General features: G+C 56.3%; 26 protein-coding genes. 15 read left to right on the top strand and 11 right to left on the bottom strand.

Going from position 1 to position 24,747, the window contains the following annotated elements:
- Window positions 1–47: 47 nt before the first annotated feature.
- Window positions 48–221 (bottom strand): hypothetical protein, encoded by a 174-nt coding sequence (locus NIM72_RS10575; RefSeq protein ID WP_223811662.1) that lies wholly within the window; start codon window positions 219–221, stop codon window positions 48–50.
- Window positions 222–318: 97 nt separating this feature from the next.
- Here NIM72_RS10575 and aroK point away from each other — a divergent pair, with 97 nt between their 5' ends.
- The 7 genes from aroK to trpS all read left to right on the top strand — a co-directional run bounded on the left by aroK (window position 319) and on the right by trpS (window position 6,431).
- Complete coding sequence (gene aroK, locus NIM72_RS10570; RefSeq protein ID WP_003852989.1) at window positions 319–840, top strand: shikimate kinase AroK; 522 nt, start codon at window positions 319–321, stop codon at window positions 838–840.
- A 38-nt stretch (window positions 841–878) separates the two neighbouring features.
- Window positions 879–1,967, top strand: coding sequence for a 3-dehydroquinate synthase (gene aroB, locus NIM72_RS10565; protein ID WP_253420243.1), 1,089 nt, complete (start codon window positions 879–881; stop codon window positions 1,965–1,967).
- Window positions 1,968–2,039: 72 nt separating this feature from the next.
- On the top strand, window positions 2,040–3,092 hold the full coding sequence (locus NIM72_RS10560; protein ID WP_161733669.1) for an SPOR domain-containing protein: 1,053 nt from the start codon (window positions 2,040–2,042) through the stop codon (window positions 3,090–3,092).
- A 93-nt stretch (window positions 3,093–3,185) separates the two neighbouring features.
- Window positions 3,186–4,001, top strand: coding sequence for an adenine-specific DNA-methyltransferase (dam, locus tag NIM72_RS10555; protein ID WP_161733667.1), 816 nt, complete (start codon window positions 3,186–3,188; stop codon window positions 3,999–4,001).
- A gap of 67 nt (window positions 4,002–4,068) precedes the next feature.
- Window positions 4,069–4,752, top strand: coding sequence for a ribulose-phosphate 3-epimerase (gene rpe / locus NIM72_RS10550; RefSeq protein WP_013359278.1), 684 nt, complete (start codon window positions 4,069–4,071; stop codon window positions 4,750–4,752).
- On the top strand, window positions 4,736–5,413 hold the full coding sequence (locus tag NIM72_RS10545; RefSeq protein WP_061063545.1) for a phosphoglycolate phosphatase: 678 nt from the start codon (window positions 4,736–4,738) through the stop codon (window positions 5,411–5,413). The genes rpe and NIM72_RS10545 overlap by 17 nt, the downstream gene beginning before the upstream one ends.
- Before the next feature lie 16 nt (window positions 5,414–5,429).
- Window positions 5,430–6,431, top strand: coding sequence for a tryptophan--tRNA ligase (gene trpS, locus NIM72_RS10540; protein WP_013359276.1), 1,002 nt, complete (start codon window positions 5,430–5,432; stop codon window positions 6,429–6,431).
- Between the two features lie 57 nt (window positions 6,432–6,488).
- On the opposite strand, the gene cysG is transcribed toward trpS, so the two are convergent.
- From cysG to nirB, 3 genes are read right to left on the bottom strand one after another with little or no spacing between them, the layout of a single operon-like run.
- Entirely contained in the window at window positions 6,489–7,853 is a 1,365-nt protein-coding gene (gene cysG / locus NIM72_RS10535; RefSeq protein WP_253420240.1) for a siroheme synthase CysG, read from the bottom strand.
- 45 nt (window positions 7,854–7,898) lie between these two features.
- Window positions 7,899–8,225: a nitrite reductase small subunit NirD gene (nirD, locus tag NIM72_RS10530; RefSeq protein ID WP_013359274.1), complete on the bottom strand. Its 327-nt coding sequence runs from the start codon at window positions 8,223–8,225 to the stop codon at window positions 7,899–7,901.
- Complete coding sequence (nirB, locus tag NIM72_RS10525) at window positions 8,222–10,762, bottom strand: nitrite reductase large subunit NirB (protein ID WP_253420237.1); 2,541 nt, start codon at window positions 10,760–10,762, stop codon at window positions 8,222–8,224. Before nirB ends, nirD begins: the two co-directional genes overlap by 4 nt.
- Before the next feature lie 221 nt (window positions 10,763–10,983).
- Between nirB and NIM72_RS10520 the strand changes: the two genes are divergently transcribed.
- On the top strand, window positions 10,984–12,261 hold the full coding sequence (locus tag NIM72_RS10520) for a cytosine deaminase (RefSeq protein WP_161733661.1): 1,278 nt from the start codon (window positions 10,984–10,986) through the stop codon (window positions 12,259–12,261).
- Window positions 12,262–12,296: 35 nt separating this feature from the next.
- Here NIM72_RS10520 and tsgA read toward each other — a convergent pair whose 3' ends face one another.
- A complete protein-coding gene (tsgA, locus tag NIM72_RS10515; protein ID WP_222924913.1) occupies window positions 12,297–13,475 on the bottom strand; it encodes an MFS transporter TsgA in 1,179 nt (392 codons plus the stop codon).
- 261 nt (window positions 13,476–13,736) lie between these two features.
- On the opposite strand from tsgA, the gene ppiA reads away from it, so the two are divergent.
- The 5 genes from ppiA (at window position 13,737) to NIM72_RS10490 (ending at window position 17,081) form a co-directional block, all read left to right on the top strand.
- Window positions 13,737–14,309: a peptidylprolyl isomerase A gene (gene ppiA, locus NIM72_RS10510; RefSeq protein ID WP_150011056.1), complete on the top strand. Its 573-nt coding sequence runs from the start codon at window positions 13,737–13,739 to the stop codon at window positions 14,307–14,309.
- Between the two features lie 99 nt (window positions 14,310–14,408).
- Window positions 14,409–14,579, top strand: coding sequence for a YhfG family protein (locus NIM72_RS10505; protein ID WP_090966735.1), 171 nt, complete (start codon window positions 14,409–14,411; stop codon window positions 14,577–14,579).
- Window positions 14,569–15,162, top strand: a complete 594-nt coding sequence (locus NIM72_RS10500) for a putative adenosine monophosphate-protein transferase Fic (protein WP_253420234.1) — start codon at window positions 14,569–14,571, stop codon at window positions 15,160–15,162. The genes NIM72_RS10505 and NIM72_RS10500 overlap by 11 nt, the downstream gene beginning before the upstream one ends.
- A 41-nt stretch (window positions 15,163–15,203) precedes the next feature.
- Window positions 15,204–15,779 carry an aminodeoxychorismate/anthranilate synthase component II gene (locus NIM72_RS10495; protein WP_253420232.1) on the top strand — a complete coding sequence of 192 codons (576 nt, stop codon included), beginning with the start codon at window positions 15,204–15,206 and terminating at the stop codon, window positions 15,777–15,779.
- An 81-nt stretch (window positions 15,780–15,860) separates the two neighbouring features.
- Window positions 15,861–17,081: an aspartate aminotransferase family protein gene (locus NIM72_RS10490; protein WP_253420229.1), complete on the top strand. Its 1,221-nt coding sequence runs from the start codon at window positions 15,861–15,863 to the stop codon at window positions 17,079–17,081.
- A gap of 1 nt (window position 17,082) precedes the next feature.
- Here NIM72_RS10490 and NIM72_RS10485 read toward each other — a convergent pair whose 3' ends face one another.
- Entirely contained in the window at window positions 17,083–19,158 is a 2,076-nt protein-coding gene (locus tag NIM72_RS10485) for a YccS/YhfK family putative transporter (RefSeq protein WP_253420226.1), read from the bottom strand.
- Window positions 19,159–19,215: 57 nt separating this feature from the next.
- Window positions 19,216–19,848, bottom strand: coding sequence for a cAMP-activated global transcriptional regulator CRP (crp, locus tag NIM72_RS10480; protein WP_003852956.1), 633 nt, complete (start codon window positions 19,846–19,848; stop codon window positions 19,216–19,218).
- A 303-nt stretch (window positions 19,849–20,151) separates the two neighbouring features.
- Between crp and NIM72_RS10475 the strand changes: the two genes are divergently transcribed.
- Window positions 20,152–20,556 carry an OsmC family protein gene (locus NIM72_RS10475; protein WP_010253071.1) on the top strand — a complete coding sequence of 135 codons (405 nt, stop codon included), beginning with the start codon at window positions 20,152–20,154 and terminating at the stop codon, window positions 20,554–20,556.
- Between the two features lie 367 nt (window positions 20,557–20,923).
- Here NIM72_RS10475 and NIM72_RS10470 read toward each other — a convergent pair whose 3' ends face one another.
- From NIM72_RS10470 to NIM72_RS10460, 3 genes are all read right to left on the bottom strand, one after another.
- Window positions 20,924–21,793 carry a phosphoribulokinase gene (locus tag NIM72_RS10470; protein WP_222924918.1) on the bottom strand — a complete coding sequence of 290 codons (870 nt, stop codon included), beginning with the start codon at window positions 21,791–21,793 and terminating at the stop codon, window positions 20,924–20,926.
- Between the two features lie 61 nt (window positions 21,794–21,854).
- Complete coding sequence (locus tag NIM72_RS10465; protein ID WP_013359263.1) at window positions 21,855–22,073, bottom strand: YheU family protein; 219 nt, start codon at window positions 22,071–22,073, stop codon at window positions 21,855–21,857.
- Window positions 22,074–22,077: 4 nt separating this feature from the next.
- Window positions 22,078–23,094 carry a hydrolase gene (locus tag NIM72_RS10460; RefSeq protein ID WP_253420224.1) on the bottom strand — a complete coding sequence of 339 codons (1,017 nt, stop codon included), beginning with the start codon at window positions 23,092–23,094 and terminating at the stop codon, window positions 22,078–22,080.
- A 58-nt stretch (window positions 23,095–23,152) separates the two neighbouring features.
- On the opposite strand from NIM72_RS10460, the gene NIM72_RS10455 reads away from it, so the two are divergent.
- The gene (locus tag NIM72_RS10455) at window positions 23,153–23,755 is read left to right on the top strand and encodes a LysE family translocator (protein ID WP_161733646.1); all 603 of its coding nucleotides are present in this window, start codon (window positions 23,153–23,155) and stop codon (window positions 23,753–23,755) included.
- A 1-nt stretch (window position 23,756) separates the two neighbouring features.
- Here the strand turns inward: NIM72_RS10455 and NIM72_RS10450 are convergent, their stop codons facing one another.
- Window positions 23,757–24,737, bottom strand: a complete 981-nt coding sequence (locus NIM72_RS10450) for a LacI family DNA-binding transcriptional regulator (protein WP_161733644.1) — start codon at window positions 24,735–24,737, stop codon at window positions 23,757–23,759.
- Window positions 24,738–24,747: the final 10 nt, after the last annotated feature.

Below are 24,747 nucleotides of genomic sequence, written 5' to 3'. Positions count from 1 at the left end.
AGGAATTAGCTTACAAGGTTTAGCGATTTTCAATACGGTGTAACCGTCTATGCAGGGTAAATCCCGGCAAACAGATCAGAAAACTCCTCTGTAAGCAGCGTTGTAAAGACGCAGCGCTGGCGCGTTACAGTTTCGCGAACACAGGCCAATTCAGAAATGGATGTGCTGAAGGCAATATAATCGGTTGCCAAACAGCCTTGAGTGTTGAGATAATTTTTCATCTGACTCTTGCTAACGCTCATGAGGTCTCAGTTCCTGTCCCGCCAGCAAATGCTGAACGCGGGGTATCATTAACGAATTCTTAGTAATACCGACAAAATGGCAGAGAAACGCAATATCTTTCTGGTTGGGCCGATGGGTGCCGGCAAAAGCACTATTGGCCGTCAGTTGGCTCAGCAACTCAACATGGAGTTCTTCGATTCCGATCAGGAAATTGAGCGACGCACCGGAGCGGATGTGGGCTGGGTTTTTGATGTCGAAGGCGAAGCTGGCTTTCGCGATCGCGAAGAAAAAATCATTAACGAACTGACCGAGAAGCAAGGCATCGTCCTGGCGACAGGCGGTGGTTCCGTCAAATCCCGGGAAACGCGTAATCGTCTCTCCGCCCGCGGTGTTGTGGTTTATCTTGAAACCACCATCGAGAAGCAACTGGCGCGCACCCAACGTGACAAAAAACGTCCGTTGCTGCAGGTGGATTCACCGCCGCGCGAAGTGCTTGAAGCGCTGGCTGGCGAACGCAACCCGCTCTACGAAGAGATCGCCGATGTCACCATTCGCACAGATGATCAGAGTGCGAAAGTGGTGGCGAATCAGATTATCCACATGTTGGAAAAAAGTTGATCCAACGTTCGAAGGCTTTTTAACAGGTATCGGGCATCATGGAGAAGATCACCGTCTCACTGGGGGAACGCAGTTACCCCATCACTATCGCCGCCGGACTGTTTAACGATCCGGCTTCTTTTTGGCCGCTGACCGCGGGCGAAAACGCCATGGTGGTGACAAACCAGACGCTGGCTCCGCTCTATCTTGACCAGCTGACAGCACGGCTGACGGCGGCAGGTGTAAAAGTGGATCAGGTGATCTTACCCGATGGCGAGCAATATAAGACGCTGACCGTGATGGATCAGGTCTTTACTGCGCTCCTGCAAAAGCCTCACGGTCGTGATACAACGCTTGTCGCCTTAGGCGGCGGCGTCATTGGCGATCTTACCGGTTTTGCTGCGGCCAGTTATCAGCGTGGCGTACGCTTTATTCAGGTACCGACCACCTTACTGTCGCAGGTTGATTCTTCGGTTGGCGGCAAAACGGCCGTTAACCATCCGCTGGGCAAAAACATGATCGGCGCGTTTTATCAACCCGCCTCGGTGGTGATTGATACGGCCTGTCTGAAGACGCTGCCCGCGCGCGAACTGGCGTCTGGTCTGGCGGAAGTCATAAAGTACGGCATCATCCTCGACGGTGCGTTCTTCGAGTGGCTGGAGCAGAATCTTGATGCGCTGTTGGCACTGGATGAACAGGCGCTGTCGTACTGCATTCGTCGCTGCTGTGAACTGAAAGCAGAGGTTGTAGCGGCCGATGAGCGTGAAAACGGTCAGCGGGCATTGCTTAATCTGGGCCATACTTTTGGTCATGCGATTGAAGCGCACATGGGCTACGGCAACTGGCTGCACGGTGAAGCGATTGCGGCGGGCATGGTGATGGCGGCACGTACGGCTGAACGTCTGGGACAGTTCCAGCCGCAGGAGACCGACCGCATTATTGCCCTGTTCCAGCGTGCCGGTTTGCCGGTGCATGGGCCGCAGGCGATGAGTGCAGAGATGTATCTGCCACACATGATGCGCGATAAAAAAGTTCTGGCGGGCGAACTGCGGCTGATACTCCCGCTGTCGATTGGCCGCTCTGAAGTGCGTGGTGGCGTGGCACATGATATGGTGCTGGCTGCAATTAACGATTGTCAGCAACCCTGAGATTAAGCAGTTGAGTGGTGACGCGGCGCGCAGGGTGCGCAGTGCGGAATGCCGCTTTACGGAGGAGCCAAAATGGATGAGTTTAAACCGGAAGACGAGTTAAAACCTGACGCCAGCGACCGCCGTCCCTCGCGCCCTCGTAAGTCGTCTACTGCGGCCAAAACACCGGTTTCGCGCCAGCGTATCATGATGGGTGTCGGGATCCTGGTTCTGCTGTTACTGGTGCTGGGGATTGGTTCGGCGCTGAATGGCCCGGATGAGAAAAAACCGGCCACGGCGGGCACAACCCCTGCCGCCAATGGCGGTTCCGGCAGCGAAAAGAATATTGACCTGGGCGGCTCCTCTTCCATGTCCGGTGGACAGACTCCTCCGTCAGATGCCCAGACTACCCCCGCCACCAGCGAAAATAACGCGGCGACCAGCGGTGATGCTGCCTCTAATCCGCAGCGCGACATCTCGATGCCGCCTGTGGCTTCAACGCCTACGCAGGCCGCACCGGTTGAGGCACCCGCAAATCAGCAGCGTGTCACGCTGCCGGGCGATCTGAACAGCGCGCTGACTAATCAGCAGCAGCAGGTTGACAGTGCCGCGATGGGCACGCAGAACGGCAGTTCACTGCCAACGGCGCCAGCAACGGTCAGCGGCAATGCCGGAACGGCTGCCAATCCTGTCACGGCACCTTCAGTCCGTCAGACACCGAACAAATCAAATACGGCTGCTCGTCCGGCGCACGATTCATCGCATAAAACAGCGTCGAAGCCAGTAACCCGTGACAGCAAAACGCATACCACGCCAGCGCGTACGCCAGTGAGTTCTGCGCCAGCTACCACGGCAGCGGGCAGCAATTCAGCCAGCAAATCACTGCCAGGGGGCAGTTATACTCTGCAGCTGAGCGGTGCATCAAAGCCGGAAAGCCTGAATGCCTGGGCTAAGCAACAGAATCTGAGTGGATATCACGTCTACAAAACCACCCGTAACGGTCAGTCGTGGTACGTGCTGGTGAGTGGCTCCTATGCCACACCGGCCGATGCCAAACGCGCTGTAGCATCGCTGCCTGCAGACGTGCGTGCGAAGAACCCGTGGGTAAAACCAGTCAGCCAGGTGAAGAAAGAAGCCAGCCAATAGCGGATGTGGGGCCAGGCTCTGGCCCCGTTTTAAGCGCAGATCTGCTGTCGGTCCAGCCACAGCCTCACAATAAGATGTAATAACCACGACAGCATGAAAAAAAATCGCGCTTTCCTGAAATGGGCAGGGGGAAAATTTCCCTTAGTAGAAGAGATCCATCGTCATCTGCCGCAAGGCGACTGTCTGGTTGAGCCATTTGTTGGCGCAGGTTCGGTGTTTCTGAACACTGAGTTTGATCGCTACCATCTGGCTGATATCAACAGTGACCTGATTAATCTCTACAATATTGTCAAAACGCGCACGGCGGATTTCATCCGTGACGCGCAGCTGCTGTTTACGCCGGAGGGTAACAACGAAATCTGTTATTACCAGCGGCGCACCGAATTTAATAGCAGCACCGACGCCTACCAGCGCGCGCTGCTGTTCCTCTATCTGAACCGTCACTGTTACAACGGCCTCTGCCGCTATAACCTGCGTGGTGAGTTCAACGTGCCGTTTGGCCGCTATCGCAAACCCTACTTTCCTGAAGCCGAATTGTTGTGGTTTGCCGAGCGTGCGCAAAAAGCGACGTTTGTCTGTGAATCGTACGATGTTACCCTGACCAGTGCCGGTAAAGGCTCGGTGGTCTATTGCGATCCGCCTTATGCACCGCTGTCGGCCACGGCCAATTTTACGGCTTATCACACCAACAGCTTCAGCCTGCGTGAGCAGGAGAATCTGGCGGCGTTAGCGGCACAGCTGGCTGCGTCGGAGCACCGGATTCCGGTACTGATTTCTAACCACGACACTGCGCTGACACGTTTATGGTATCAGGATGCAGTGTTACATGTGGTCAAAGCCCGGCGTTCTATCAGCCGGAGCATAGCCGGTCGCACCAAGGTCGACGAACTGCTGGCACTTTATCGCTAGTCTGTTTCGTCCGCGACCAACGCATTACGCCAGCCGCAGGGCTGGCGCACAACAGTGGGAGAATCGGATGAAACAATATTTGCTGGCCCCTTCAATCCTGTCGGCGGACTTTGCCCGCCTGGGCGAAGACACAGCCAAAGCGCTGGCGGCCGGAGGTGACGTGGTTCACTTCGACGTAATGGACAACCACTACGTCCCTAATCTGACCATGGGTCCGATGGTGCTGAAAGCACTGCGCGACTATGGCATCACTGCGCCTATCGACGTGCATCTGATGGTGAAACCAGTGGATGCGCTGATCCCGGAGTTTGCCAAAGCCGGTGCCACCTATATTACCTTTCATCCCGAAGCCAGCGAACACGTTGACCGTACTCTGCAACTGATCAAGGAGCATGGCTGTAAAGCGGGTATGGTCTTTAATCCGGCGACCCCGCTGAGCTACCTCGATTACGTCATGGATAAGCTGGATATCATTCTGCTGATGTCCGTGAACCCTGGTTTTGGCGGGCAGTCATTTATTCCCGGCACCCTGGATAAACTGCGGGAAGCACGCCGACGTATCGATCAGAGCGGCTACAACATTCGTCTTGAAGTGGATGGCGGCGTGAAGATCGACAATATCCGCGAGATTGCGGCTGCCGGTGCCGATATGTTTGTCGCGGGTTCTGCCATCTTCGGTCATCCTGACTATAAAAAAGTGATCGATGATATGCGCAATGAACTGGAGAAAGCCAATGGCTCATTTCACTGATATTCGTGCGCTGGCGTTTGATCTTGATGGCACGCTGGTGGATAGCGCGCCAGGCCTTGCCGATGCGATCGACCGCACGCTGAACGATCTCCGCCTGCCGCAGGCGGGCCTTGAGCGCGTCTCAACCTGGATTGGCAACGGTGCCGATATCATGATGGCCCGTGCGCTGACCTTTGCGCTGGGCCGTGAGCCGCAGCCGGAAGAGCAGCGCGATGCACGCGCGCTGTTTGACCGCCACTATGCCGACACTGTGGATGCGGGCAGCACGCTGTTCCCACAGGTGAAGCAGACGCTGGATGCCTTAAAGGCTTCCGGGCTGCCGATGGCGATTGTGACCAACAAGCCGACGCCGTTTGTGGCACCGCTGCTTGAATCGCTTGGTATTGCCGATGCGTTTTCGCTGATTATCGGTGGCGACGATGTACCGGTTAAAAAACCGCACCCTGCAGCGATCTTTATGGTGCTGGGCACCTTCGGCGTCCTGCCGAACGAGTTGCTGTTTGTTGGCGACTCACGCAATGATATCCAGGCGGCGCAGGCGGCAGGTGTACCCAACGTTGGTATGACCTTTGGCTATAACTATGGCGAGCCGATTGCGACCAGCCAGCCCGATTTAACCCTCGACTCTTTCGACGAACTTTTGCCCACACTGGGGCTGTAAATATCAGGATTTAAGTATGAAACCCATCGTTTTCAGCGGCGCACAGCCGTCCGGCGAACTGACCATTGGCAACTATATGGGAGCGCTGCGTCAGTGGGTGCAGATGCAGGATGATTTCCACTGCATTTACTGCATTGTTGATCTGCACGCGATCACCGTGCGTCAGGATCCTGCTGCATTGCGTAAAGCGACGCTGGATACGCTGGCGCTCTATCTGGCCTGTGGTATCGACCCGCAAAAAAGCACCATCTTTGTTCAGTCGCATGTGCCAGAGCATACGCAGTTGAGCTGGATCCTGAACTGCTACGCCTATTTCGGCGAACTGAGCCGTATGACGCAGTTCAAGGACAAATCAGCGCGTTACGAAGAGAACATTAACGCCGGTCTGTTCGACTACCCGGTTCTGATGGCGGCTGACATTCTGCTCTATCAGACCAATCAGGTGCCGGTCGGTGAAGATCAGAAGCAGCATCTGGAGCTGAGCCGCGATATCGCACATCGCTTCAATGCGATCTATGGCGATATCTTCAGGGTACCAGAGCCGTTCATTCCGAAGTCTGGCGCGCGCGTGATGTCGCTGCTGGAGCCGACCAAAAAAATGTCCAAGTCTGACGACAACCGCAACAACGTTATCGGCCTGCTGGAAGATCCAAAAGCGGTCGTGAAGAAGATCAAACGCGCCGTTACTGACTCTGAAGAGCCGCCAGTGGTGCGCTACGACATCAAAGAGAAAGCGGGCGTCTCTAACCTGCTGGATATTCTGTCGGGCGTGACCGGTAAAACCATCGCCGAGCTGGAGCAGGAGTTCGAAGGCAAGATGTATGGCCACCTGAAAGGCGCAGTAGCCGATGCGGTGTCAGGCATGCTTTCTGAGCTGCAGGAGCGTTATCACAGCTTCCGCAACGATGAAGCACTGCTGGAGCAGGTGATGCGTGATGGTGCGGCTAAAGCACGCGCACAGGCGCAGGAAACGCTGAAGAAGGTTTATGAAGCGGTAGGCTTTGTCGCGATGCCGTAATGGCTGAGCGGACAAATAGAACGGCGGGCGTTATGCCCGCCGTTTTTATTTGCCGATTCAGAACCAGCGCAGGCTATCGCGCAGACTCACTACGCTACCGATAATCATCAGGCTGGGACTGATCACCTGAGCGGCTAACGCTTCCAGTTCGTCCAGTCTCCCGGTGACCACGCGCTGACGCGTGCTGGTGCCGTTTTCCACCAGTGCTACCGGCATATCACTGCGCATTCCATGTTTTATCAGCTGCTGCTGAATTTCTCCGGCCTGGGCCAGCCCCATATAAAAGACCAGCGTCTGCTGCTCTGCCGCCAGCATCTGCCAGGCGAGCGTGCCGGATTTCTGCAGATGCCCGGTAACCAGTCTGACGCTCTGTGCATGATCGCGGTGGGTCAGCGGAATACCGCTGTAGGCCGCACAACCCGATGCCGCGGTGATCCCCGGCACCACGCTGAACGGAATCTTCAGCTGTGCCAGCGCTTCCAGCTCTTCACCGCCGCGACCAAAGATAAAGGGATCGCCGCCTTTCAGCCGCACCACCCGTTTTCCGCGTAGCGCCTGTTCGCAGAGCAGCTGATTGATCGCATCCTGCGGTACGCAGTGATGTCCGGCGCGTTTCCCGACAAAAATGCGTTCGGCATCACGGCGCACCAGATTCAGGATCTCATCGGAAACCAGCCGGTCATAGACGATGACATCCGCCTGCTGGATCAGCTGTAAACCTTTGAGGGTGAGTAATCCGGCATCGCCCGGACCGGCACCCACCAGCGCCACGTCACCCTGTTGCGAAAGGTCTGTGCTAAAAAGCGCGTCGGTAATCTGTTCCGCGCGTTCACCGTCGCCGTTAGCCAGCGTCTGGGCCAGCCGTTCGCTGTTAAAGTAGCGCTCCCAGAAGTGACGGCGGGCATTGATGGAGCCGAATTGCTTTTTCACCCGTGCACGCAGGCCGCCGGCCCGCTGCGCCAGCTGGCCGAGATGCTGCGGCAGTATCGCCTCCAGCTTCTCCCGCAACAGACGCGCCAGCACCGGCGCGCGTCCGCCAGAAGAGACGGCAACCATCAGCGGGGAGCGGTCGATAATCGACGGCATAATCGCGCTGGCCTCCTGCGGCGCATCCACCAGATTGCAGAAGATCTGCTGTGTTTCGGCCGCTTCTGCCACCTGCTGATTGACCGCGTCATCACTGGTGGCGGCGACCACCAGCCAGCAGCCGGTGAGCCACCCGGGATCGAAAGGCCCTGGCAGCAGCGTGATGGCTTTCTGCTGCGCCCATTCCTGGAAGGTGGGGGAGAACTCACGGGCACCGACCCACAGCTCGGCACCGGCCTCCAGCAGCAGGCGCGCTTTCCGCTCAGCCACGTCACCCGCGCCGACCAGCAGGCAGCGACGGCCCTGCAGGCGGCAGAACAAGGGGAAGTAGTCCATCAGAGGTCCTTAAAAAAGCCCGCGCAGGCGGGCTGTTGAGGGGCGTTACAGGCAGACTTCAACCTGTCCGGCATTGACCCGCACCGGCCATGCCGCCACGGAGCGCGTTTCGTCCTCCATGCAGTAGCCATCGCTGAGGCGGAAATGCTGTTTCTTCAGCGGGCTGGCCACCCAGAGCGCATCCTGATGTTCGGCAATAATGCCGCGTGACAGCACGCTGGCATCGGCAAACGGATCGATATTGCTGATGGCATAAAGCTGCTCATCGTCGCGTGGACGGAAGATAGCCACCTGCTGACCTTTGACCAGCGCGCAGACGCCCGTGGCGGGCAGGATCTGCGTCAGCGGGCACACCGGATTCCACTGGCTCATGATTCGGTCTCCTCAATCAGTGTCACGGCAATGCGTTCTTCGGGGCGAGCCGGGCGATGCTGGTCGCGCTCTGCTACCCGTTGTACAGCGGGATCGCGCTGCGGCGAGTTGATAAAGTGGGCAAAGCGCGTCAGCTGGTTCTCATCTTCCAGCGTCGCCTGCCATTCACAGCAAACGCTGGCGCGCAGCGCGGCGAGCTGCTGTTCCATCTGGCTGTTAAGGCCGAGTTTGTCATCCACGATCACGCTACGCAGATAGTCGATGCCACCCTCCAGACTCTCCAGCCACAGCGAGGTGCGCTGCAAACGGTCGGCGGTGCGGATATAGAACATCATGAAGCGGTCGAGATAGCTGATCAGCGTCTGCTGATCGAGATCGGCCGCCAGCAGATCGCCATGACGCGGTTTCATGCCGCCGTTGCCGCAGACGTAGAGATTCCAGCCTTTTTCGGTAGCGATAATGCCGACATCTTTGCCCTGGGCTTCTGCGCATTCACGGGTGCAACCGGAGACACCAAACTTCATTTTGTGCGGTGTGCGGATGCCTTTATAGCGGTTCTCCAGCATTACGCCGAAGCCGAGGCTGTCGCCCACGCCGTAACGGCACCAGGCGCTGCCGACGCAGGTTTTCGCCATACGCAGCGCTTTAGCGTAGGCCTGACCGGTTTCAAATCCGGCCTCGATCAGCTGTGACCAGATAGCGGGCAGATCGTCTTTCTGCGCGCCAAACAAGCCGATGCGCTGCGAGCCGGTGATTTTGGTATAGAGCTGATAGCGTTCGGCGATCTCGCCAATCACCTTCAGTCCGTGCGGCGTGATTTCACCGCCGGGCGAGCGCGGGATCACCGAATAGGTGCCATCTTTCTGGATATTACCCAGATAGAGGTCGTTGCTGTCCTGCAACGGCGCGTGATGCGGCTTGAGTACGTATTCGTTCCAGCAGGAGGCGAGCAGAGACCCCACCGCAGGCTTGCATATTTCACAGCCGTAACCCTGCCCATAGCGGACCAGCAGTTCATCAAAGGTTTTGATCTCTTCCACCTGAATCAGGTGATAAAGCTCCTGGCGTGACCAGGCGAAGTGGGCACAAAGGTGGTTATTGACCTCAATGCCCTGACGGCTGAGTTCGCTGTTAAGTACCTGGGTAATAAGGGGAATACAGCCGCCGCAGCCCGTACCGGCTCGGGTGCTGCTTTTCAGCGCGGCCACGGTGTGACAGCCATCCTGAACCGCTTTGATGATGTCGCCTTTGCTGACGTCGAAGCAGGAGCAGATTTGCGCGTTGTCAGGCAGGGAATCGACACCGATGGCCGGTTTATCCCCGCTGCCCGCTGGCAGAATCAGTGCTTCCGGGTTATCCGGCAGCGTAATACCATTCAGCACCAGTTGCAGCAGGTTGCCATAGTCGCTGGTGTCGCCCACCAGCACCGCACCCAGCAGAGTTTTCTGATTTTCGCTGATAATCAGGCGTTTGTAGACCGATTTGCTTTCATCCAGCCAGACCACACTGCGTGCACCTGGCGTGGTACCGCGCGCATCGCCAATCCCACCGACATCGACACCCAGCAGCTTGAGTTTGGCGCTCATGTCCGCACCGGTAAACGCATTGTCGCGGCCCAGCAGATGGTCGCTGGCGACCTGCGCCATTTTATACCCCGGCGCCACCAGGCCATAGACGCGATTCTGCCAGGCGGCACACTCACCGATGGCGTAAATGGCGGGATCGCTGGTGCGGCACTGGTCATCAATGGCGATGCCGCCACGCGGACCCAGGGTTAATCCACACTGTTTTGCCAGTTTGTCCTGCGGGCGAATGCCGGTGGAGAAGACAATGAAATCGACCTCCAGCGCACTGCCGTCGGCAAACTGCAGCGTTTTGCCGCCGTGCTCGTGATGCACAATCTGTTGGGTGTTTTTGCCGGTGTGGACCCGCACGCCCATCTGCTCAATCTTACGACGCAACTGTTCCCCGCCTTGCTGATCGAGCTGTTCTGCCATCAGCACCGGCGCAAATTCAATAACGTGAGTTTCAATACCCAGATTTTTCAGTGCGCCCGCCGCTTCCAGTCCCAGCAGACCGCCGCCAATCACCGCACCGCGTTTGCTGCGGCGTGAGCAGGCTTCAATGGCATTGAGATCTTCGATGGTGCGGTAGACAAAGCAGTCGCTGCCTTCGGCACCGTTAATCGGCGGGATCCATGGATAAGAGCCGGTGGCAAAAATCAGCGTGTCGTAGTGAACCGCGCGACCGGTGCTGGAGTGGATGAGCTTTTCATCACGGTTAATGGTGATAGCGCGCTCACCCAGCAGCAGATTGACCTGATGTTTGTCGTAATAGCCTTCACGAACCAGCGACAGCTCTTCGGCGGTGTGATGGGAGAAGTAAGCGGACAGATGGACACGGTCGTAGGCGACGCGGGGTTCTTCACAAAAGACGGTCAGCGAAAACTGGTCGGGTTCCGCTTTCTCAAGTAACTCTTCTATGAAGCGGTGGCCGACCATGCCGTTACCGATAACGACGACATTGTGCTTGCTCATTTTTGCCTCAAATTTGCGATATCTGCGGCTACAATAGCGCGCCCTTTCTGACGCTTATTGATATGTATCAACCACAACGCCATATACCTATTAAGAGGTATGTAGTTGATTTTAATTTGGTTTATCGGATGCGGCTAACCTGCTGAATATCCTGCATTGCTGCTGAGGGTATGAATCGTGTTAGTTTTAACCATACAGGTTAATCGGATAAGGAATCAGCCATGCTGTCACCCAAGTGGATCAATAATGTGCGTTTGCCCTGGCGGGAAGGGTTGTGGCAAATCGAAATCGCCGACGGAAAAATTGCCCGCATCTCAGCCCAGCCGCAGCAGCCTTCTCCGGTGGGACAATCGCTGGACGGCGAGGGCGGCTTAGCCTGCGCGCCCTTTATTGAGCCGCATATTCATCTGGATACCACCCAGACGGCGGGTGAACCGGCATGGAATCAGTCTGGCACGCTGTTTGAGGGGATTGAACGCTGGGCTGAGCGCAAGGCGCTGCTCAGCCACGAAGATGTGAAACAGCGGGCGTTGCAGACGCTGAAGTGGCAGATCGCCAACGGCATTCAGTTTGTGCGCACTCATGTTGACGTGTCAGACCCCTCACTGACGGCGCTGAAAGCGATGCTGGAGCTGAAAGCGGAGATGGCGCCCTGGATCACGATTCAGATAGTGGCGTTTCCCCAGGAGGGCATTCTCTCCTATCCCAACGGCGAAGCATTACTGGAAGAAGCCTTGCGGCTGGGCGCGGATGTCGTCGGCGCCATACCGCACTACGAATTCACCCGCGAATATGGCGTCGAGTCGCTGCATAAAACTTTTGCGCTGGCTGACCGCTATGACCGGCTGATCGATGTTCACTGCGATGAGATCGATGATGAACAGTCGCGCTTTGTGGAAACCGTGGCGGCGCTGGCCCATCGCGACGGCAACGGCGCACGCGTGACGGCCAGTCATACCACCGCGATGCACTCTTACAATGGCGCGTACGCCTCACGACTTTTCCGGCTGCTGAAGCTGTCGGGCATTAACTTTGTCGCCAATCCGCTGGTCAATATTCACCTGCAGGGCCGCTTCGATACCTATCCCAGGCGGCGCGGCATTACGCGGGTAAAAGAGATGCTGGAGGCCGAGATTAACGTCTGCTTCGGCCACGACGATGTGTTTGATCCCTGGTATCCGCTGGGGACCGCCAACATGCTGCAGGTGCTGCATATGGGATTACATGTCTGTCAGCTGATGGGCTATGAGCAGATTGATGCCGGTCTGGATCTGATTACGCACAACAGTGCGAAGACGATGCAGCTTGCAGGCTATGGCATTCAGAGCGGCAACGAGGCCAGTCTGATTATACTGCCAGCAGAGAGCGGTTTTGATGCGGTAAGAAGGCAGGTCCCGGTGCGCTATTCACTGCGTCGCGGTGTGGTCGTGGCGGAGACGAAGCCTGCAGAAAGCGAGATTTACTGGCGGGAACGGGAGCGCGTAAACTTCCGGCGTTAACGAGCAGGGCGGCGATCGCTCGCCGCCCTGAAGGATTAATGCGTGACGTGACCGTGAGTACGATGACGGCTGACAAAGCCGAGCAGGGCACACATTACAAATACCACGGCGTAGAGCGCGTTCGCCGTCGCCAGTGCGGTATGCACACCACTTTTCTCAACGATAGGCGCCGTGACCACAAAGGTCAGCATGGTGCCGACGGTGCCGCAGGTCAGAATGAAGTTCACCAGCTTCGGTGACGCCACTCTGGTCTGCAATGAACCCAGGGTGATGATGGTGGTGTAGATAGCACTTGAGCTGAAGCCAAGAATCATGATGATCCATTTCAGCATGCTGGCATCGTTGCTGCTGACGAACCAGTACATCAGTACGGTCGCCAGACCCGCCAGCACCATCAGAATGCGTTGCAGATCGAAGAAGCGCAGCAGGAAGCTGAAGGCCCACATACCCACCATATACGCCGTCCAGAAGCTGCCCACCAGTTGTCCGGCGTCATTGATATTCATGCCCATGACTTTGGTGGCATATTCCGGCACCCAGGAGATAAAGCCGAGCTGGCCCAGAATATAGCAGAGTGCCGCGACAGCCAGCAGCAGCACGCCCACACCCCATTTCTCTTTCTCAACCGTCGGGCTGTTTTCAGGCTTACGCAGTACCGGGAACTCCACAAACAGCGTCATGACGAAAATGGCGACGTAGATAACGCCGATGCAGACATAGACCCAGTACCACGGCAGCTGACGCGCCAGCAGAATGCCTGCCAGCACCGGAAACAGCGTGCCCGCCATGCTGAAGAAGGAGTCGGTAAACAGCAGGCGTGAACCGCGCTGACGGCCTTCATACAGGTGAGTGATCAGGAAGGTACCGATCGACATGGTGATGCCGCTGACCACACCCAGCACAAACATACAGAGCGAGAAGATGGTGAGATCGCGGCTGGTCATCAGCCCGATTATCGCCAGCACCATCAGGACGAAGCCGAAAATCAGCTGGCGCTTCAGTGGCACAATCACCATCAGCCAGGCGTTCAGGAAAACCGCCGCCAGGATGCCGCTGTTGAGGAAGGTGAAGGTATTACTCATGCTGGAGATGGGAATCTGGAAATCTTTTGCGATATCGCCCATTACCATGCCGGTAACGATCACCAGCGCGCCGGTCAGCGCGTAGGAGAAGAAGCTTATCCAGGTAAGGCCAATACGATTACGGTTTGTCATGTTCTGAACCTGTTGAGAACCGGGTGCCAAAAAGTGTCAGAAAGTGTAAACGGAACTGTGATCTTAATAAACAAGCAGTGAAACTACAGATCTAGATTTCATGTGTTGTGTGATTTTAATCACGCAATTAGGGTTGTTTAACGTTTGCTCAGTGCATTTGCCGCAACAGCGTAAATATAAGTAAAACGCTGGCTCATGGAATAGAGTCTCTTTACAATCAATCACGTTTTTGTGCCCGCTCTCCCAGGTAAGGAATCTTTCATGTTTAAACGTACTTTAACAGCGGCCATCACCCTGTTAGCGCTCTCTACCGTTTCCGCCCAGGCGCTGGCCGCAAAAGGTGACACCCACGTTCTGCTCACCACCTCCGCCGGCAATATCGAACTCGAACTGAATAACCAGAAAGCGCCGGTTTCTGTGAAAAACTTCGTTGATTACGTCAACAACGGTTTTTACAACAACACTATTTTTCATCGCGTGATCCCGGGCTTTATGGTGCAGGGTGGTGGTTTCACCACGGATATGCAGCAGAAGCAGACCAACGCGCCAATTAAAAACGAAGCGGACAATGGACTGCGTAACCTGCGCGGTACCATCTCTATGGCGCGTACCGCCGATAAAGACAGTGCCACCAGCCAGTTCTTCCTCAACGTCGCGGATAATGCGTTCCTCGACCACGGCCAGCGCGATTTTGGCTATGCCGTATTTGGTAAGATTGTGAAAGGTCAGGATGTGGTTGAAAAAATTTCTCAGGTTCCGACCAAAGATGTGGGTCCGTACCAGAATGTGCCGTCCAAACCGGTAGTTATCCTCTCCGCCAAAGTCCTGCCTTAACGCTTTTTGTCGCCATCTGCGGATGGCGACCGCCTGCCGCTTCCGGCAAAGCCAGAATTTGCTCTTATACTTAGGGCAAAAACCTGAGCAGGAGGCGGTATGGCGAACAAACTCACCGAAAAACAGAAGGTCACTCTGTGGCAACAGCGGCGTAGCGCCAGCTATCAGGCCAGCTGTCGGCTGGAAGGCTTCTCATCGAATGAAACCAGCGTAAACAGCGATGATGCAGCCGCGCGTCTGGCGTCACTGAGGAGGCAATATGGACTCTAATACCGCAGTGACCCAGGATCCCTACCTGTGGCAGCACGACAACGTGCTGAAAAACCTGCCCGATATTCATGATGCCGCCCAACTGCGTAAGGCGGAGCTGAGCTTCAGTGCAGCGCGTGCCGCCACCCTGGAACTGGGACCGCGTAATGCCGGATTGCCTTACCTGCGCCAGATCCATCGCACGCTGTTCCAGGACGTTTACAGCTGGGCCGGCGAACTGCGCACCATCGATATCTGGCGAGATGAAACGCCGTTCTGCCATTTTGAATATATCGAAAAGGAAGGCAACGCGCTGATGGCTGCGCTGGAAGAGGAAAAAGGACTCGCTGAGTTGCCGCGCGACGCGTTTATTCAGCGCATCGCCCACTACTACTGCGAAATCAATATGCTGCATCCTTTCCGTCATGGAAATGGCCGGGCACAGCGGATTTTCTTTGAACAGCTGGCGCTGCATGCCGGTTATCTGCTGTCGTGGGAAGAGACGGACGCGGAGAGCTGGAAAGCTGCTAATCAGGCGGGTGTAGCCGGCGATCTGACGCCGCTGGAGCAGGTGTTTGCGAAAGTGGTGAGTGAGGCGGCTTAACCGCGTAGAATAGCGGCGCGGTTTATCATTCTGGACGCGTCATGCTGCTGCTTATCGACAATTACGACTCCTTTACCTGGAATCTTTATCAATATTTCTGCGAGCTGGGCGCGCAGGTTCAGGTGGTGCGCAATAATGCCATCACCCTGGAGCAGATGGCAGCGTTACCGCTGACCCATCTGGTGATCTCTCCTGGCCCCTGCACGCCGTCAGAGTCGGGCATCTCGCTGGCGGCGATTCGGCATTTCGCCGGTAACGTGCCGGTGCTGGGTGTCTGCCTGGGCCATCAGGCGATCGCGCAGGCCTATGGCGCGCAGGTCGTGCGAGCCCGTCAGGTGATGCACGGCAAAACCTCCGCGATTCAGCACACCGGCCAGGGCGTGTTCCGCAATCTCAATAATCCCCTTACCGTGACCCGTTATCACTCGCTGATTGTGCAGCGCGACTCTCTGCCCGACGCATTCGAGGTAACGGCCTGGACGGTACGTGACGGCGAGCCTGACGAAATTATGGGGTTTCGCCATAAAACCCTGGCGCTGGAAGGCGTGCAGTTCCATCCCGAAAGCATTCTCAGCGAGCAGGGACATCAGCTGCTGCGCAATTTCCTTACGCAATAAGTTGCCTTTGAGTGATTTTTTATGCATATTTTGTGATTATTATTTCAATTCAGTACGACAATCATTCAGATGGGGTTACTAATGGCAGCCGAAAAAATTGCGGTCACGCGGGAGACGTTCGATAACGTTATTTTGCCTGTTTATGCACCTGCGCAGTTCGTGCCGGTAAAAGGCAAGGACAGTCGCGTATGGGATCAGCAGGGCAAAGAGTATATCGACTTCTCGGGTGGTATTGCTGTTACCGCACTTGGACACTGCCATCCTGCGCTGGTGGAAACACTGAAAAGCCAGGGCGAGACGCTGTGGCACACCAGCAATGTCTTTACCAACGAACCGGCACTGCGTCTCGCCAGTAAGCTCATTCAGGCGACCTTTGCCGATCGCGTCTTCTTCGCCAACTCCGGTGCCGAAGCCAATGAAGCTGCGTTTAAGCTGGCGCGCTACTATGCCTGCAAACGTCACAGTCCGTTCAAAAGTAAAATCATCGCGTTTCATAATGCTTTTCATGGCCGGACGCTGTTTACCGTTACGGTCGGCGGCCAGCCAAAATATTCTGACGGATTCGGTCCGAAACCGGCGGATATTGTCCACGTGCCGTTCAATGACCTGGATGCTGTAAAAGCGGTCATTGACGATCACACCTGCGCCATTGTGGTTGAACCGATTCAGGGTGAGGGCGGCGTCATGCCTGCGACGCAGGAATTTATGCAGGGACTGCGTGCGCTTTGCGATCAGCATCAGGCGCTGCTGGTACTGGACGAAGTGCAGAGCGGCATGGGACGCAGCGGCAAGCTGTTCGCCTATGAGCATTATGGCGTCCAGCCCGATATCCTGACTTCAGCCAAAGCGCTGGGCGGCGGTTTCCCGGTCAGCGCCATGCTGACCACCAACGAGATTGCTTCAACCATGGCACCGGGCGTGCATGGCACCACCTATGGCGGCAACCCGCTCGCCTGTGCCATTGCCGAAACCGCGCTGGATATTATCAACACGCCGGAGGTGCTGGCGGGCGTAGAGATGCGTCGCCAGCACTTTGTCACGGCGCTGCAGGCTATTGACGCGAAGTATGACCTGTTCAGTGACATTCGCGGCAAAGGTCTGCTGATTGGCGCGGCACTGAAACCTCAGCATGCCGGCAGGTCGCGCGACATTCTGAATGCCGCCGCCGCTGAAGGTGTGATGGTGCTGGTAGCTGGCACCGATGTGATGCGTTTTGCCCCGTCGCTGATCATCGAACCGGCCGACATTGAAGAGGGCATGAGCCGCTTTGCCACCGCCGTCGGCAAAGTGCTTAACGGCTAGCTTAGTTTTTACGTAAGCGTCTGATCAGCCAGCGGCCATGTTGCGGTCGCTGGTTCCACGCCAGCGATGAAATGGTGTACATCACGCTCAGATGATCGAGAATGCGCCGCACATGCTGCTCCACCACAGTAATCGGTCCCTCACTGATGTTTTCCAGGTCATCCAGCAGATTCACATGTGAGCTTTCACCATCATATTCCAGCCGCTGCTGACACCGCTGCAGCGCAATTTCGCAGGATTGCAGATAGCGTTGAGCCAGCGAGGCGGTCAGCATAGTGTGCTCGCGCGCCAGAATCGTTATCGCATTGATATGCTCGACAATAAACTGACTGTGGGTGACCCAGAGCCGCATATCACTCAGGTAACGGGAGTTGAACGCGGGTTCCTGCATTGCCTGATTCAGTGAGTTAAACAGCGCATTGTGCGCCTGATTAACCTTCACGCGCTGATAAGCCAGTTTCTCTGGCGACTGTTCGTCGCCCAGTAACAGCCGCAGCGCATCCTGATAGGTTTCCAGCGCGTCGTGGGCGTTCTGCCGTAGTAAGCCGCTCTGCCACTGCGGCCACAGCCACAGCATCCCACCAAAGGCGATCAGACAGCCCATCAGCGTATCCATCAATCGCGGCAGCAGAAACTGCGCGCCATTCAGTGACAGCAGTTGCAGCGAGTAAACTGCCGTGACCGTAAAGCCAATCATCGACCAGCCATAGAACTGGCGGGTAAAGCGATAGCTGATAAAGGTTATCGCCAGCATGATCAGCAGCACCAGTGACTCCGGTACCTCGAGCCGCAGCGTAGCGGCCGCGATGACCAGGCCGGCAAAGGTGCCCAGCGCCCGGTGCTGGATACGGACGCGGGTAGCGCTGTAGCCGTTCTGGCTGACGAACATGATGGTCATCAGGATCCAGTAGGGTTTAGGGATGTTGAAGAACAGCGCCAGCGCGCTGCCCAGCATCAGCATCACCGCAAAGCGACCCGCCGTGCGCAGCGACGACGAGCGAAACGAGAGATAACTGCGCAGCGCCGGTAACAGCGGCAGGCGGCGCTGGCGGTCTGCCATCAGATCGCGCTGGTAAAGCGGTTTCTGGGTGCGTAGCACCCGCGCAATGCGGTTGAAGTGATAAAGGCAGAAGTTACCCACCGGATTATCGGGATGCTGATGGGCAATTTTCTCCAGTGCGCCGAGCTGTTTATCCATCGCAAAGCGGTCGGGTAACTGGTGATAAAGAATGTTATCTGCCAGCACCCGCAGCCGGGCCGAGATGGTTTTGGCATTCCAGCGGATCACCGCTTCAGCATGGCTTTGCTCCACCAGCTTCTGGACTTCTTCCGGCCGATGCAGGCTGACCGAGATATGCTCCTGCAGATCGAGGGCCACCTGGAAAGCGCGCGTCAGCCGTTTATGGCTGTGATCGCGGCTTGCCGACAGCATATGCATCTGCTGATAACAGGTGTTAATCAGATCGACCACTTTCTGCTGACGGGCCAGCAGTGGCGGCAGCGCCTTTTCCGGATCGGTCAGCTGCGTCAGCAGGGTGTATTTCGCGTCGCAGTAGTTAGCCAGCTCGCGGTAGATCAGGCTCAGGCTTTCGCGCATTGGCTGCTCTTTCCACAGCCAGAACCAGAACCAGTTAAACAGCCCGTACCACAGCGTGCCGCCGATATAGAGCAGCGGGGTGACATAGATGGGCATGCGGCCAATCAGGCTCAGGGTAAAGATGGCGGCAATCAGGGTGCCGGGCAGCAGACGGCCATGCAGCGGGCTGATCTCACCCGTGACGCCGAGCAGCAAAGGCATAGCGAAGAGGATCAGCGGCAGTGGAATCGCATGCAGGGTGAGCCACTGGATCAGAAAGCTGCCGAGGGCAAACAGGCTACCGCCCACAATCAGACGTTTGAAAAAGCGTTTATGCGGCGTATCGAGACCGGCGATATTGCAGCAGGCGGGCACTAATGAGAACAGCAGACCTTTTTGCAGGTCGCCAGCCAGCCAGCCCAGCGCCACCGGCAGACAGAGCACCAGCGTTTGCCGCAAGGCATAATTGACTTCAGGATGGTAAATGATTCGACGCCACATCGGCCCAACACAAACAATAACGGCGTGATGTTGCCATCACGCCGTGGATGACAGGAATTAGCGGGTGCCGTAAACGACGATGGTTTTGCCGTGTGCGGAGATCAGGTTCTGATCTTCCAGCATCTTCAAAATACGGCCCACGGTTTCACGTGAACAACCCACAATCTGACCAATTTCCTGACGAGTGATTTTAATTTGCATGCCGTCGGGATGCGTCATGGCATCTGGCTGCTTCGCCAGGTTAAGCAGAGTCTGTGCAATGCGGCCGGTAACGTCGAGGAAAGCGAGGTTACCCACTTTTTCAGACGTCACCTGCAGGCGACGCGCCATCTGCGATGAGAGTCGCATCAGGATATCGGGGTTAACCTGGATCAACTGACGGAATTTCTTGTAAGAAATCTCCGCCACTTCGCACGCGCTTTTCGCACGTACCCAGGCGCTGCGTTCCTGACCTTCTTCGAACAGGCCAAGCTCACCAATAAAATCGCCCTGATTCAGGTAGGAAAGAATCATCTCTTTGCCTTCTTCATCTTTAATCAGAACCGCGACGGAACCTTTCACGATGTAGTAAAGCGTTTCTGCTTTTTCACCTTGGTGAATCAGCGTACTTTTGGATGGATACTTGTGAATATGGCAATGGGACAGGAACCATTCGAGTGTAGGGTCTGTTTGCGGTTTGCCGAGAACCATTCGCTATTATCCTCTGTTGTAATCGTGCCCAAAATACAGGGGGCAGTTTTCCCTGTCAGGCGGTGAAAGCTTCAAGCGTTTCCTTTTCAGGAAATTATTCGGGCCGCATCAGGCGCAGTGCGCATCATTCTTCCCGGCTTCGCCATCGGGTGACGAAAAATATTTTCAGCACTGTTTGTAGCACAGCTTTTGCCGACTGTCTTCTGTTGTCTCGCTTCAGCTACAGGCGGATTTCTCTGGATTGCTGTTTACCAGGCGAAAGCGTACTCTGGCGACAAAACAGCGTATTCCGGAGCAAAAATCATGCAGGCAAGAGTGAAATGGGTAGAAGGGCTGACATTCCTTGGAGAATCCTCATCCGGCCATCAGATACTGATGGATGGCAATTCAGGTGATAAAGCGCCCAGCCCAATGGAAATGGTGCTGATGGCGGCAGGTGGATGCAGCGCGATTGACGTGGTATCAATTCTGCAAAAAGGCCGCAACGATGTGGCTGATTGTGAAGTAAAACTGACCTCAGAACGTCGTGAAGAGGCGCCGCGAATCTTTACGCACATCAACCTGCATTTTATCGTGAGTGGCAAAGCGCTCCAGGATAAAGCGGTCTCACGCGCGGTCGATCTTTCGGCTGAAAAATATTGCTCGGTGGCCATCATGCTGGGTAAAGGCGTCAACATTACGCATAGCTATGAAGTGATCGAACTTTAGTAGCCGCAGGGGTTATTGCAGACCTGCTAACTTCACTTCCAGTATCTGATGCAGGTTGCTTTAAGACTGTGCCTGGTCCGGAAATCCGCTTTGAGATTGTGCCTGCGTTGTGAACAGGGTCAGAGCGGTTTGTGTCGGTCCGCTGTCAGATTGTGCCTGCATAGGGAATCCGCGTTGAAACTGTGCCTGCGCTGGGAACCGGGTCAGATCGGAAAGTCGCTTCAGCCAATCCCTGGCCGCTCGTCCCGCGCCGTCCCTGGCGCGGGACGCTTTCCTTTTCTGACCCGGTTCCCTGCGTGTTAAGCATTTTCGCTGCTGTCAGATTGATCCTGCATTGGCATTAGTCTGGAAAGGCCCTTTTGACCTCTTACTCTATCCGCTTACCTTCCATCAGCCGCTTCACCAGCGGACCCATGATCAACTCCATCGCCAGACCCATTTTGCCGCCGGGCACCACCAGCGTATTGATGTGCGAGATAAACGAGCCCTGCAGCATTGCCAGCAGGTAGGGGAAGTCGATATCTTCCAGCGCCTGAAAGTGGATCACCACAAAACTCTCATCCAGTGACGGAATGGCGCGGGCTGCGAACGGGTTGGAGGTATCGATGGTTGGAACGCGCTGAAAGTTGATATGGGTGCGTGAAAACTGCGGTGTGATGTAGTTGATGTAATCTTCCATTGAGCGCACCACGGAATCCATTACGGCTTCACGTGAATGACCGCGCTCGCCAGTGTCGCGTACCAGCTTCTGAATCCACTCCAGGTTAACAATCGGTACCACGCCCACCAGCAGATCGACCTGTTCCGCCACGTTGTGCTGCGCTGTCACCACACCGCCATGCAATCCTTCATAAAAAAGAATATCGGTGTTCTGCGGTAGCGGCTGCCAGGGTGTAAAAGTGCCGGGCACCTGATTCCACGGCACCGCCTCATCGTAAGTGTGCAGATATTTACGCGACTGCCCCTCCCCGCTGAGACCATACTCTTTAAAGCTCTGCTCCAGCAGGCCAAAGTCATTGGCTTCCGGGCCGAAGTAGCTGACATGACGTCCCAGATCGCGTGCCTTACGAATCGCCATATCCATTTCAGGGCGGGTAAAGCGGTGAAAACTGTCACCTTCCAGCTCCGCCGCATGCAGGTCAAGCTGCTGAAAAATTTTGCGGAACGCCAGGCTGGTGGTGGTGGTTCCTGCGCCGCTGGAACCGGTCACCGCGATAATGGGATGACGTGCAGACATAGAAAAGCTCCCTGTGAGGTCGGACGATGAGCATTGTTATCATGAAAGGGTGCCGGGTGCATCAGCCACGAAATTCTTTACGCGGCATGATATTGACCGATTCATGCAGTTCCGACCACACCAGCACCACTTCACCGGTTTCCAGCTGGCGTCGCACATCAGCCACCTTGTCCAGCAGGCTACGTTCATGCTCGCCATAGTCAGTGCCTTCACGCAGCACAAAGGTTTCAATCAGATTTTCAAGGGTCTCAGGAGAGACCTGTTGCCAGGGAATAATCACGAGATCAGGTATCCAGAAAAGGGGCGATCCACTGCGGGATGCGCTGTTCCAGCCACATTTCGGGCTGGCGTAACGTCCCGCCGACGAAACCGACGTGGCCGCCGTGTGGTGTCAGTTGATAAGTAATAGTGGCAGATAATTGGCTGCTGTGCGGAATCACCTCATCACTCATAAAGGGATCGTCTTTGGCGTGGATGATTAGCAGCGGTTTCTCTGCGCGTTTGAGCCAGGGCATGGCGCTGGCCCGATGATAGTAATCGGCCGCATCGACAAAACCGTGGGCGCGGGCGGTAATCGCATCATCAAAATCGCGCAGTCGCCGCAGCGCTTTTAACTGCGCCAGATTGACCGGCAGCGTATCCGGCCAGGCGTGCAGTTTGCGGCGGGCATTTTTCTTCAGCTGCGCCAGCAAATAGTATTGATAGAAGCGTGAAAAGCCATGTTCCAGTTTTACGCTACATGGCTCCAGCAGCAGTGGGGCGGAGACAATGACGCCTGCCTCCACTTCGGCAGCTGCGCCCTGCTGGCCCAGCAGGCAGCCCAGCATATTGCCGCCTAGCGAAAAACCGACGGCCACGGTCGGCACCTGGCCCCAGCGGGTACGCAGCCAGTGCAGAAAAAAGCGGGCATCTTCCGTTTCGCCGGAATGATAGATGCGATTGAGCCGGTTGGGTTTGCCGCTGCAGCCGCGAAAATGCATCACTACCGCCAGCCAGTCGCGCGCGCGGCAGATCGCCATCAGGCCATGAATATAGGGGCTGTGAAAGCTGCCCTCCAGCCCATGAAACAGCACGACACGCGGCTTATTCTGCGCCTGTTGGGGATCTTCGCTCCAGGCGAGATCGACAAAATCGCCATCCGGCAGATCGAGTCGCTGCCAGTAAGGCGCGAACGTGACACGGCGACGCAGCAGGCGCGGCAGCATTGTCTGCAGGTGGGCGTTACGCAGGCTGTCAGGCGGCGTGAACTGCTCGTTTTCCGGTCCGGTAAATTTCATGTGGTAAAAGCTTGTCTGTTCCATATCTCACTGTTAGCTTCGATAAGTTTTTTCTTGCAGGGGTAAGGAGTACCCGATTGCCATGGAACTCAGTCTTTTTTTATCAATGTTGGGCTTTCTTTGGGTCGCGGCGATTACGCCCGGGCCTAATAATATGTTACTCACCGCCTCAGGCGCTAATTTTGGCTTTATGCGCACCATTCCGCTGATGATCGGCATCATGATTGGTATGCAGGTGATGCTGCTGATGGTGGCCTTTGGCGTAGGCGGTCTGATCCTGCTTTATCCTTCGTTGCACCTGGTGCTGAAAATCGCCGGTAGCCTCTATCTGCTCTGGCTGGCATGGAAAATCGCTACCGCCAGTTATGAAAAGCTGGAAACTGACCAGGCGCCGGATGCGCCGATGCCGTTCTGGCAGGGTGGGTTGCTGCAGCTGATCAATCCAAAGGCCTGGCTGATGGCACTGGGCGCGGTCGCCAGCTTCAGTCTGGCCGGTGATGCGTATCGCCATTCGGTGATGGCGATAAGCGTCGGTATGTTTCTGGTTAATCTCGTCTCGGGCGTGATTTGGATGGGATTTGGCGCGATGATCGGCCGCATTCTGCGCAGCCGTCGTGCCTGGAAAATCTTTAACCTCGCTATGGGGCTACTGACTGCTGCCTGCGTGCTGTTAATCTGGCATTAAGTCAGCTGGATGCGCGTTCAACGCGCGTCCAGGGCAGCACTTCACGGATGACCGGCGCATTCGGATTACGGATCTTCTGCAGCAGCAGCTGCACGCTGCGCGCGCCCAGCTGGTTCATCGGTTGCTCGATGGTGGTCAGCGGCGGATTCAGGCTGCGGGTAAACGGCACGCCATCGAACCCGACGACCGCCAGATCTTCCGGCACGCGCAGACCTGCTTCCAGTGCCGCATGTACCACGCCCACCGCCAATACATCTGATACCGCAAACACCGCATCCGGCGGTTCCGGCAGCGCCATCAACTCCCGCAGCCCCTGACTGCCTGCTTCAGGGGAGATCTCACAGGTATAAGAGACGCCGGACCACGCATACCCCAGCTCCTCAATCGCCTGCCGGTAGCCTTTTTCACGATGATGCGAGTAGAGGTAGCGCATGTCGCCATTGACCAGCCCGATGCGTTTACGCCCTTTACCGGCGAGGTAATGGACGGTGTCACGCGCCGCTTCAAGGTGATCAATGCTGACTGAGGAGGCGGGGATGTCGGGATTAAATTCACAGCACTGCACCCAGGGGGCTCCGGCGATCAGCGCCTGCAAATCCTGTAAGCCGGAGGCCGCATCCATGGTAATCACACCATCCACCACTTTGCCGGTCAGCAAACTCAGATAGGCGGCTTCGCGCTGAAGCTGCGAGGCGGAGTTACAGAGCAGGATATGATAGCCGTGCAGTTCCGCTTCGGCCTCAATGCCCTGAACCACGCGTGAACAGAAGGGGTTAGTGATATCCGAGATCAGCACCAGCAGCATGTTGCTTTGCGCCGTACGCAGCTGACGCGCCAGCAGATTGGGCTGATAGTCGCAGGCAGAGATTGCCGCCAGAACTTTCTCACGCGTATCGGGCTTTACGCCGGGATGCGCGTTGAGAACCCGCGATACCGTGGCTTTGGAGACGCCAGCCAGCTGAGCGACTTTCTCGATCGACATCGGATACAGA

This window comes from Pantoea sp. B550, assembly GCF_024158165.1.
GTDB lineage: Bacteria > Pseudomonadota > Gammaproteobacteria > Enterobacterales > Enterobacteriaceae > Pantoea > Pantoea alfalfae.
This window is presented reverse-complemented; position numbering and strand designations above follow the sequence as displayed.

Coding starts and splice junctions, on each gene's coding strand:
- NIM72_RS10575 (WP_223811662.1), bottom strand. CDS start 221: ATGAAAAATTATCTCAACACTCAAGGCTGTTTGGCAACCGATTATATT.
- aroK (WP_003852989.1), top strand. CDS start 319: ATGGCAGAGAAACGCAATATCTTTCTGGTTGGGCCGATGGGTGCCGGC.
- aroB (WP_253420243.1), top strand. CDS start 879: ATGGAGAAGATCACCGTCTCACTGGGGGAACGCAGTTACCCCATCACT.
- NIM72_RS10560 (WP_161733669.1), top strand. CDS start 2,040: ATGGATGAGTTTAAACCGGAAGACGAGTTAAAACCTGACGCCAGCGAC.
- dam (WP_161733667.1), top strand. CDS start 3,186: ATGAAAAAAAATCGCGCTTTCCTGAAATGGGCAGGGGGAAAATTTCCC.
- rpe (WP_013359278.1), top strand. CDS start 4,069: ATGAAACAATATTTGCTGGCCCCTTCAATCCTGTCGGCGGACTTTGCC.
- NIM72_RS10545 (WP_061063545.1), top strand. CDS start 4,736: ATGGCTCATTTCACTGATATTCGTGCGCTGGCGTTTGATCTTGATGGC.
- trpS (WP_013359276.1), top strand. CDS start 5,430: ATGAAACCCATCGTTTTCAGCGGCGCACAGCCGTCCGGCGAACTGACC.
- cysG (WP_253420240.1), bottom strand. CDS start 7,853: ATGGACTACTTCCCCTTGTTCTGCCGCCTGCAGGGCCGTCGCTGCCTG.
- nirD (WP_013359274.1), bottom strand. CDS start 8,225: ATGAGCCAGTGGAATCCGGTGTGCCCGCTGACGCAGATCCTGCCCGCC.
- nirB (WP_253420237.1), bottom strand. CDS start 10,762: ATGAGCAAGCACAATGTCGTCGTTATCGGTAACGGCATGGTCGGCCAC.
- NIM72_RS10520 (WP_161733661.1), top strand. CDS start 10,984: ATGCTGTCACCCAAGTGGATCAATAATGTGCGTTTGCCCTGGCGGGAA.
- tsgA (WP_222924913.1), bottom strand. CDS start 13,475: ATGACAAACCGTAATCGTATTGGCCTTACCTGGATAAGCTTCTTCTCC.
- ppiA (WP_150011056.1), top strand. CDS start 13,737: ATGTTTAAACGTACTTTAACAGCGGCCATCACCCTGTTAGCGCTCTCT.
- NIM72_RS10505 (WP_090966735.1), top strand. CDS start 14,409: ATGGCGAACAAACTCACCGAAAAACAGAAGGTCACTCTGTGGCAACAG.
- NIM72_RS10500 (WP_253420234.1), top strand. CDS start 14,569: ATGGACTCTAATACCGCAGTGACCCAGGATCCCTACCTGTGGCAGCAC.
- NIM72_RS10495 (WP_253420232.1), top strand. CDS start 15,204: ATGCTGCTGCTTATCGACAATTACGACTCCTTTACCTGGAATCTTTAT.
- NIM72_RS10490 (WP_253420229.1), top strand. CDS start 15,861: ATGGCAGCCGAAAAAATTGCGGTCACGCGGGAGACGTTCGATAACGTT.
- NIM72_RS10485 (WP_253420226.1), bottom strand. CDS start 19,158: ATGTGGCGTCGAATCATTTACCATCCTGAAGTCAATTATGCCTTGCGG.
- crp (WP_003852956.1), bottom strand. CDS start 19,848: ATGGTTCTCGGCAAACCGCAAACAGACCCTACACTCGAATGGTTCCTG.
- NIM72_RS10475 (WP_010253071.1), top strand. CDS start 20,152: ATGCAGGCAAGAGTGAAATGGGTAGAAGGGCTGACATTCCTTGGAGAA.
- NIM72_RS10470 (WP_222924918.1), bottom strand. CDS start 21,793: ATGTCTGCACGTCATCCCATTATCGCGGTGACCGGTTCCAGCGGCGCA.
- NIM72_RS10460 (WP_253420224.1), bottom strand. CDS start 23,094: ATGGAACAGACAAGCTTTTACCACATGAAATTTACCGGACCGGAAAAC.
- NIM72_RS10455 (WP_161733646.1), top strand. CDS start 23,153: ATGGAACTCAGTCTTTTTTTATCAATGTTGGGCTTTCTTTGGGTCGCG.
- NIM72_RS10450 (WP_161733644.1), bottom strand. CDS start 24,737: ATGTCGATCGAGAAAGTCGCTCAGCTGGCTGGCGTCTCCAAAGCCACG.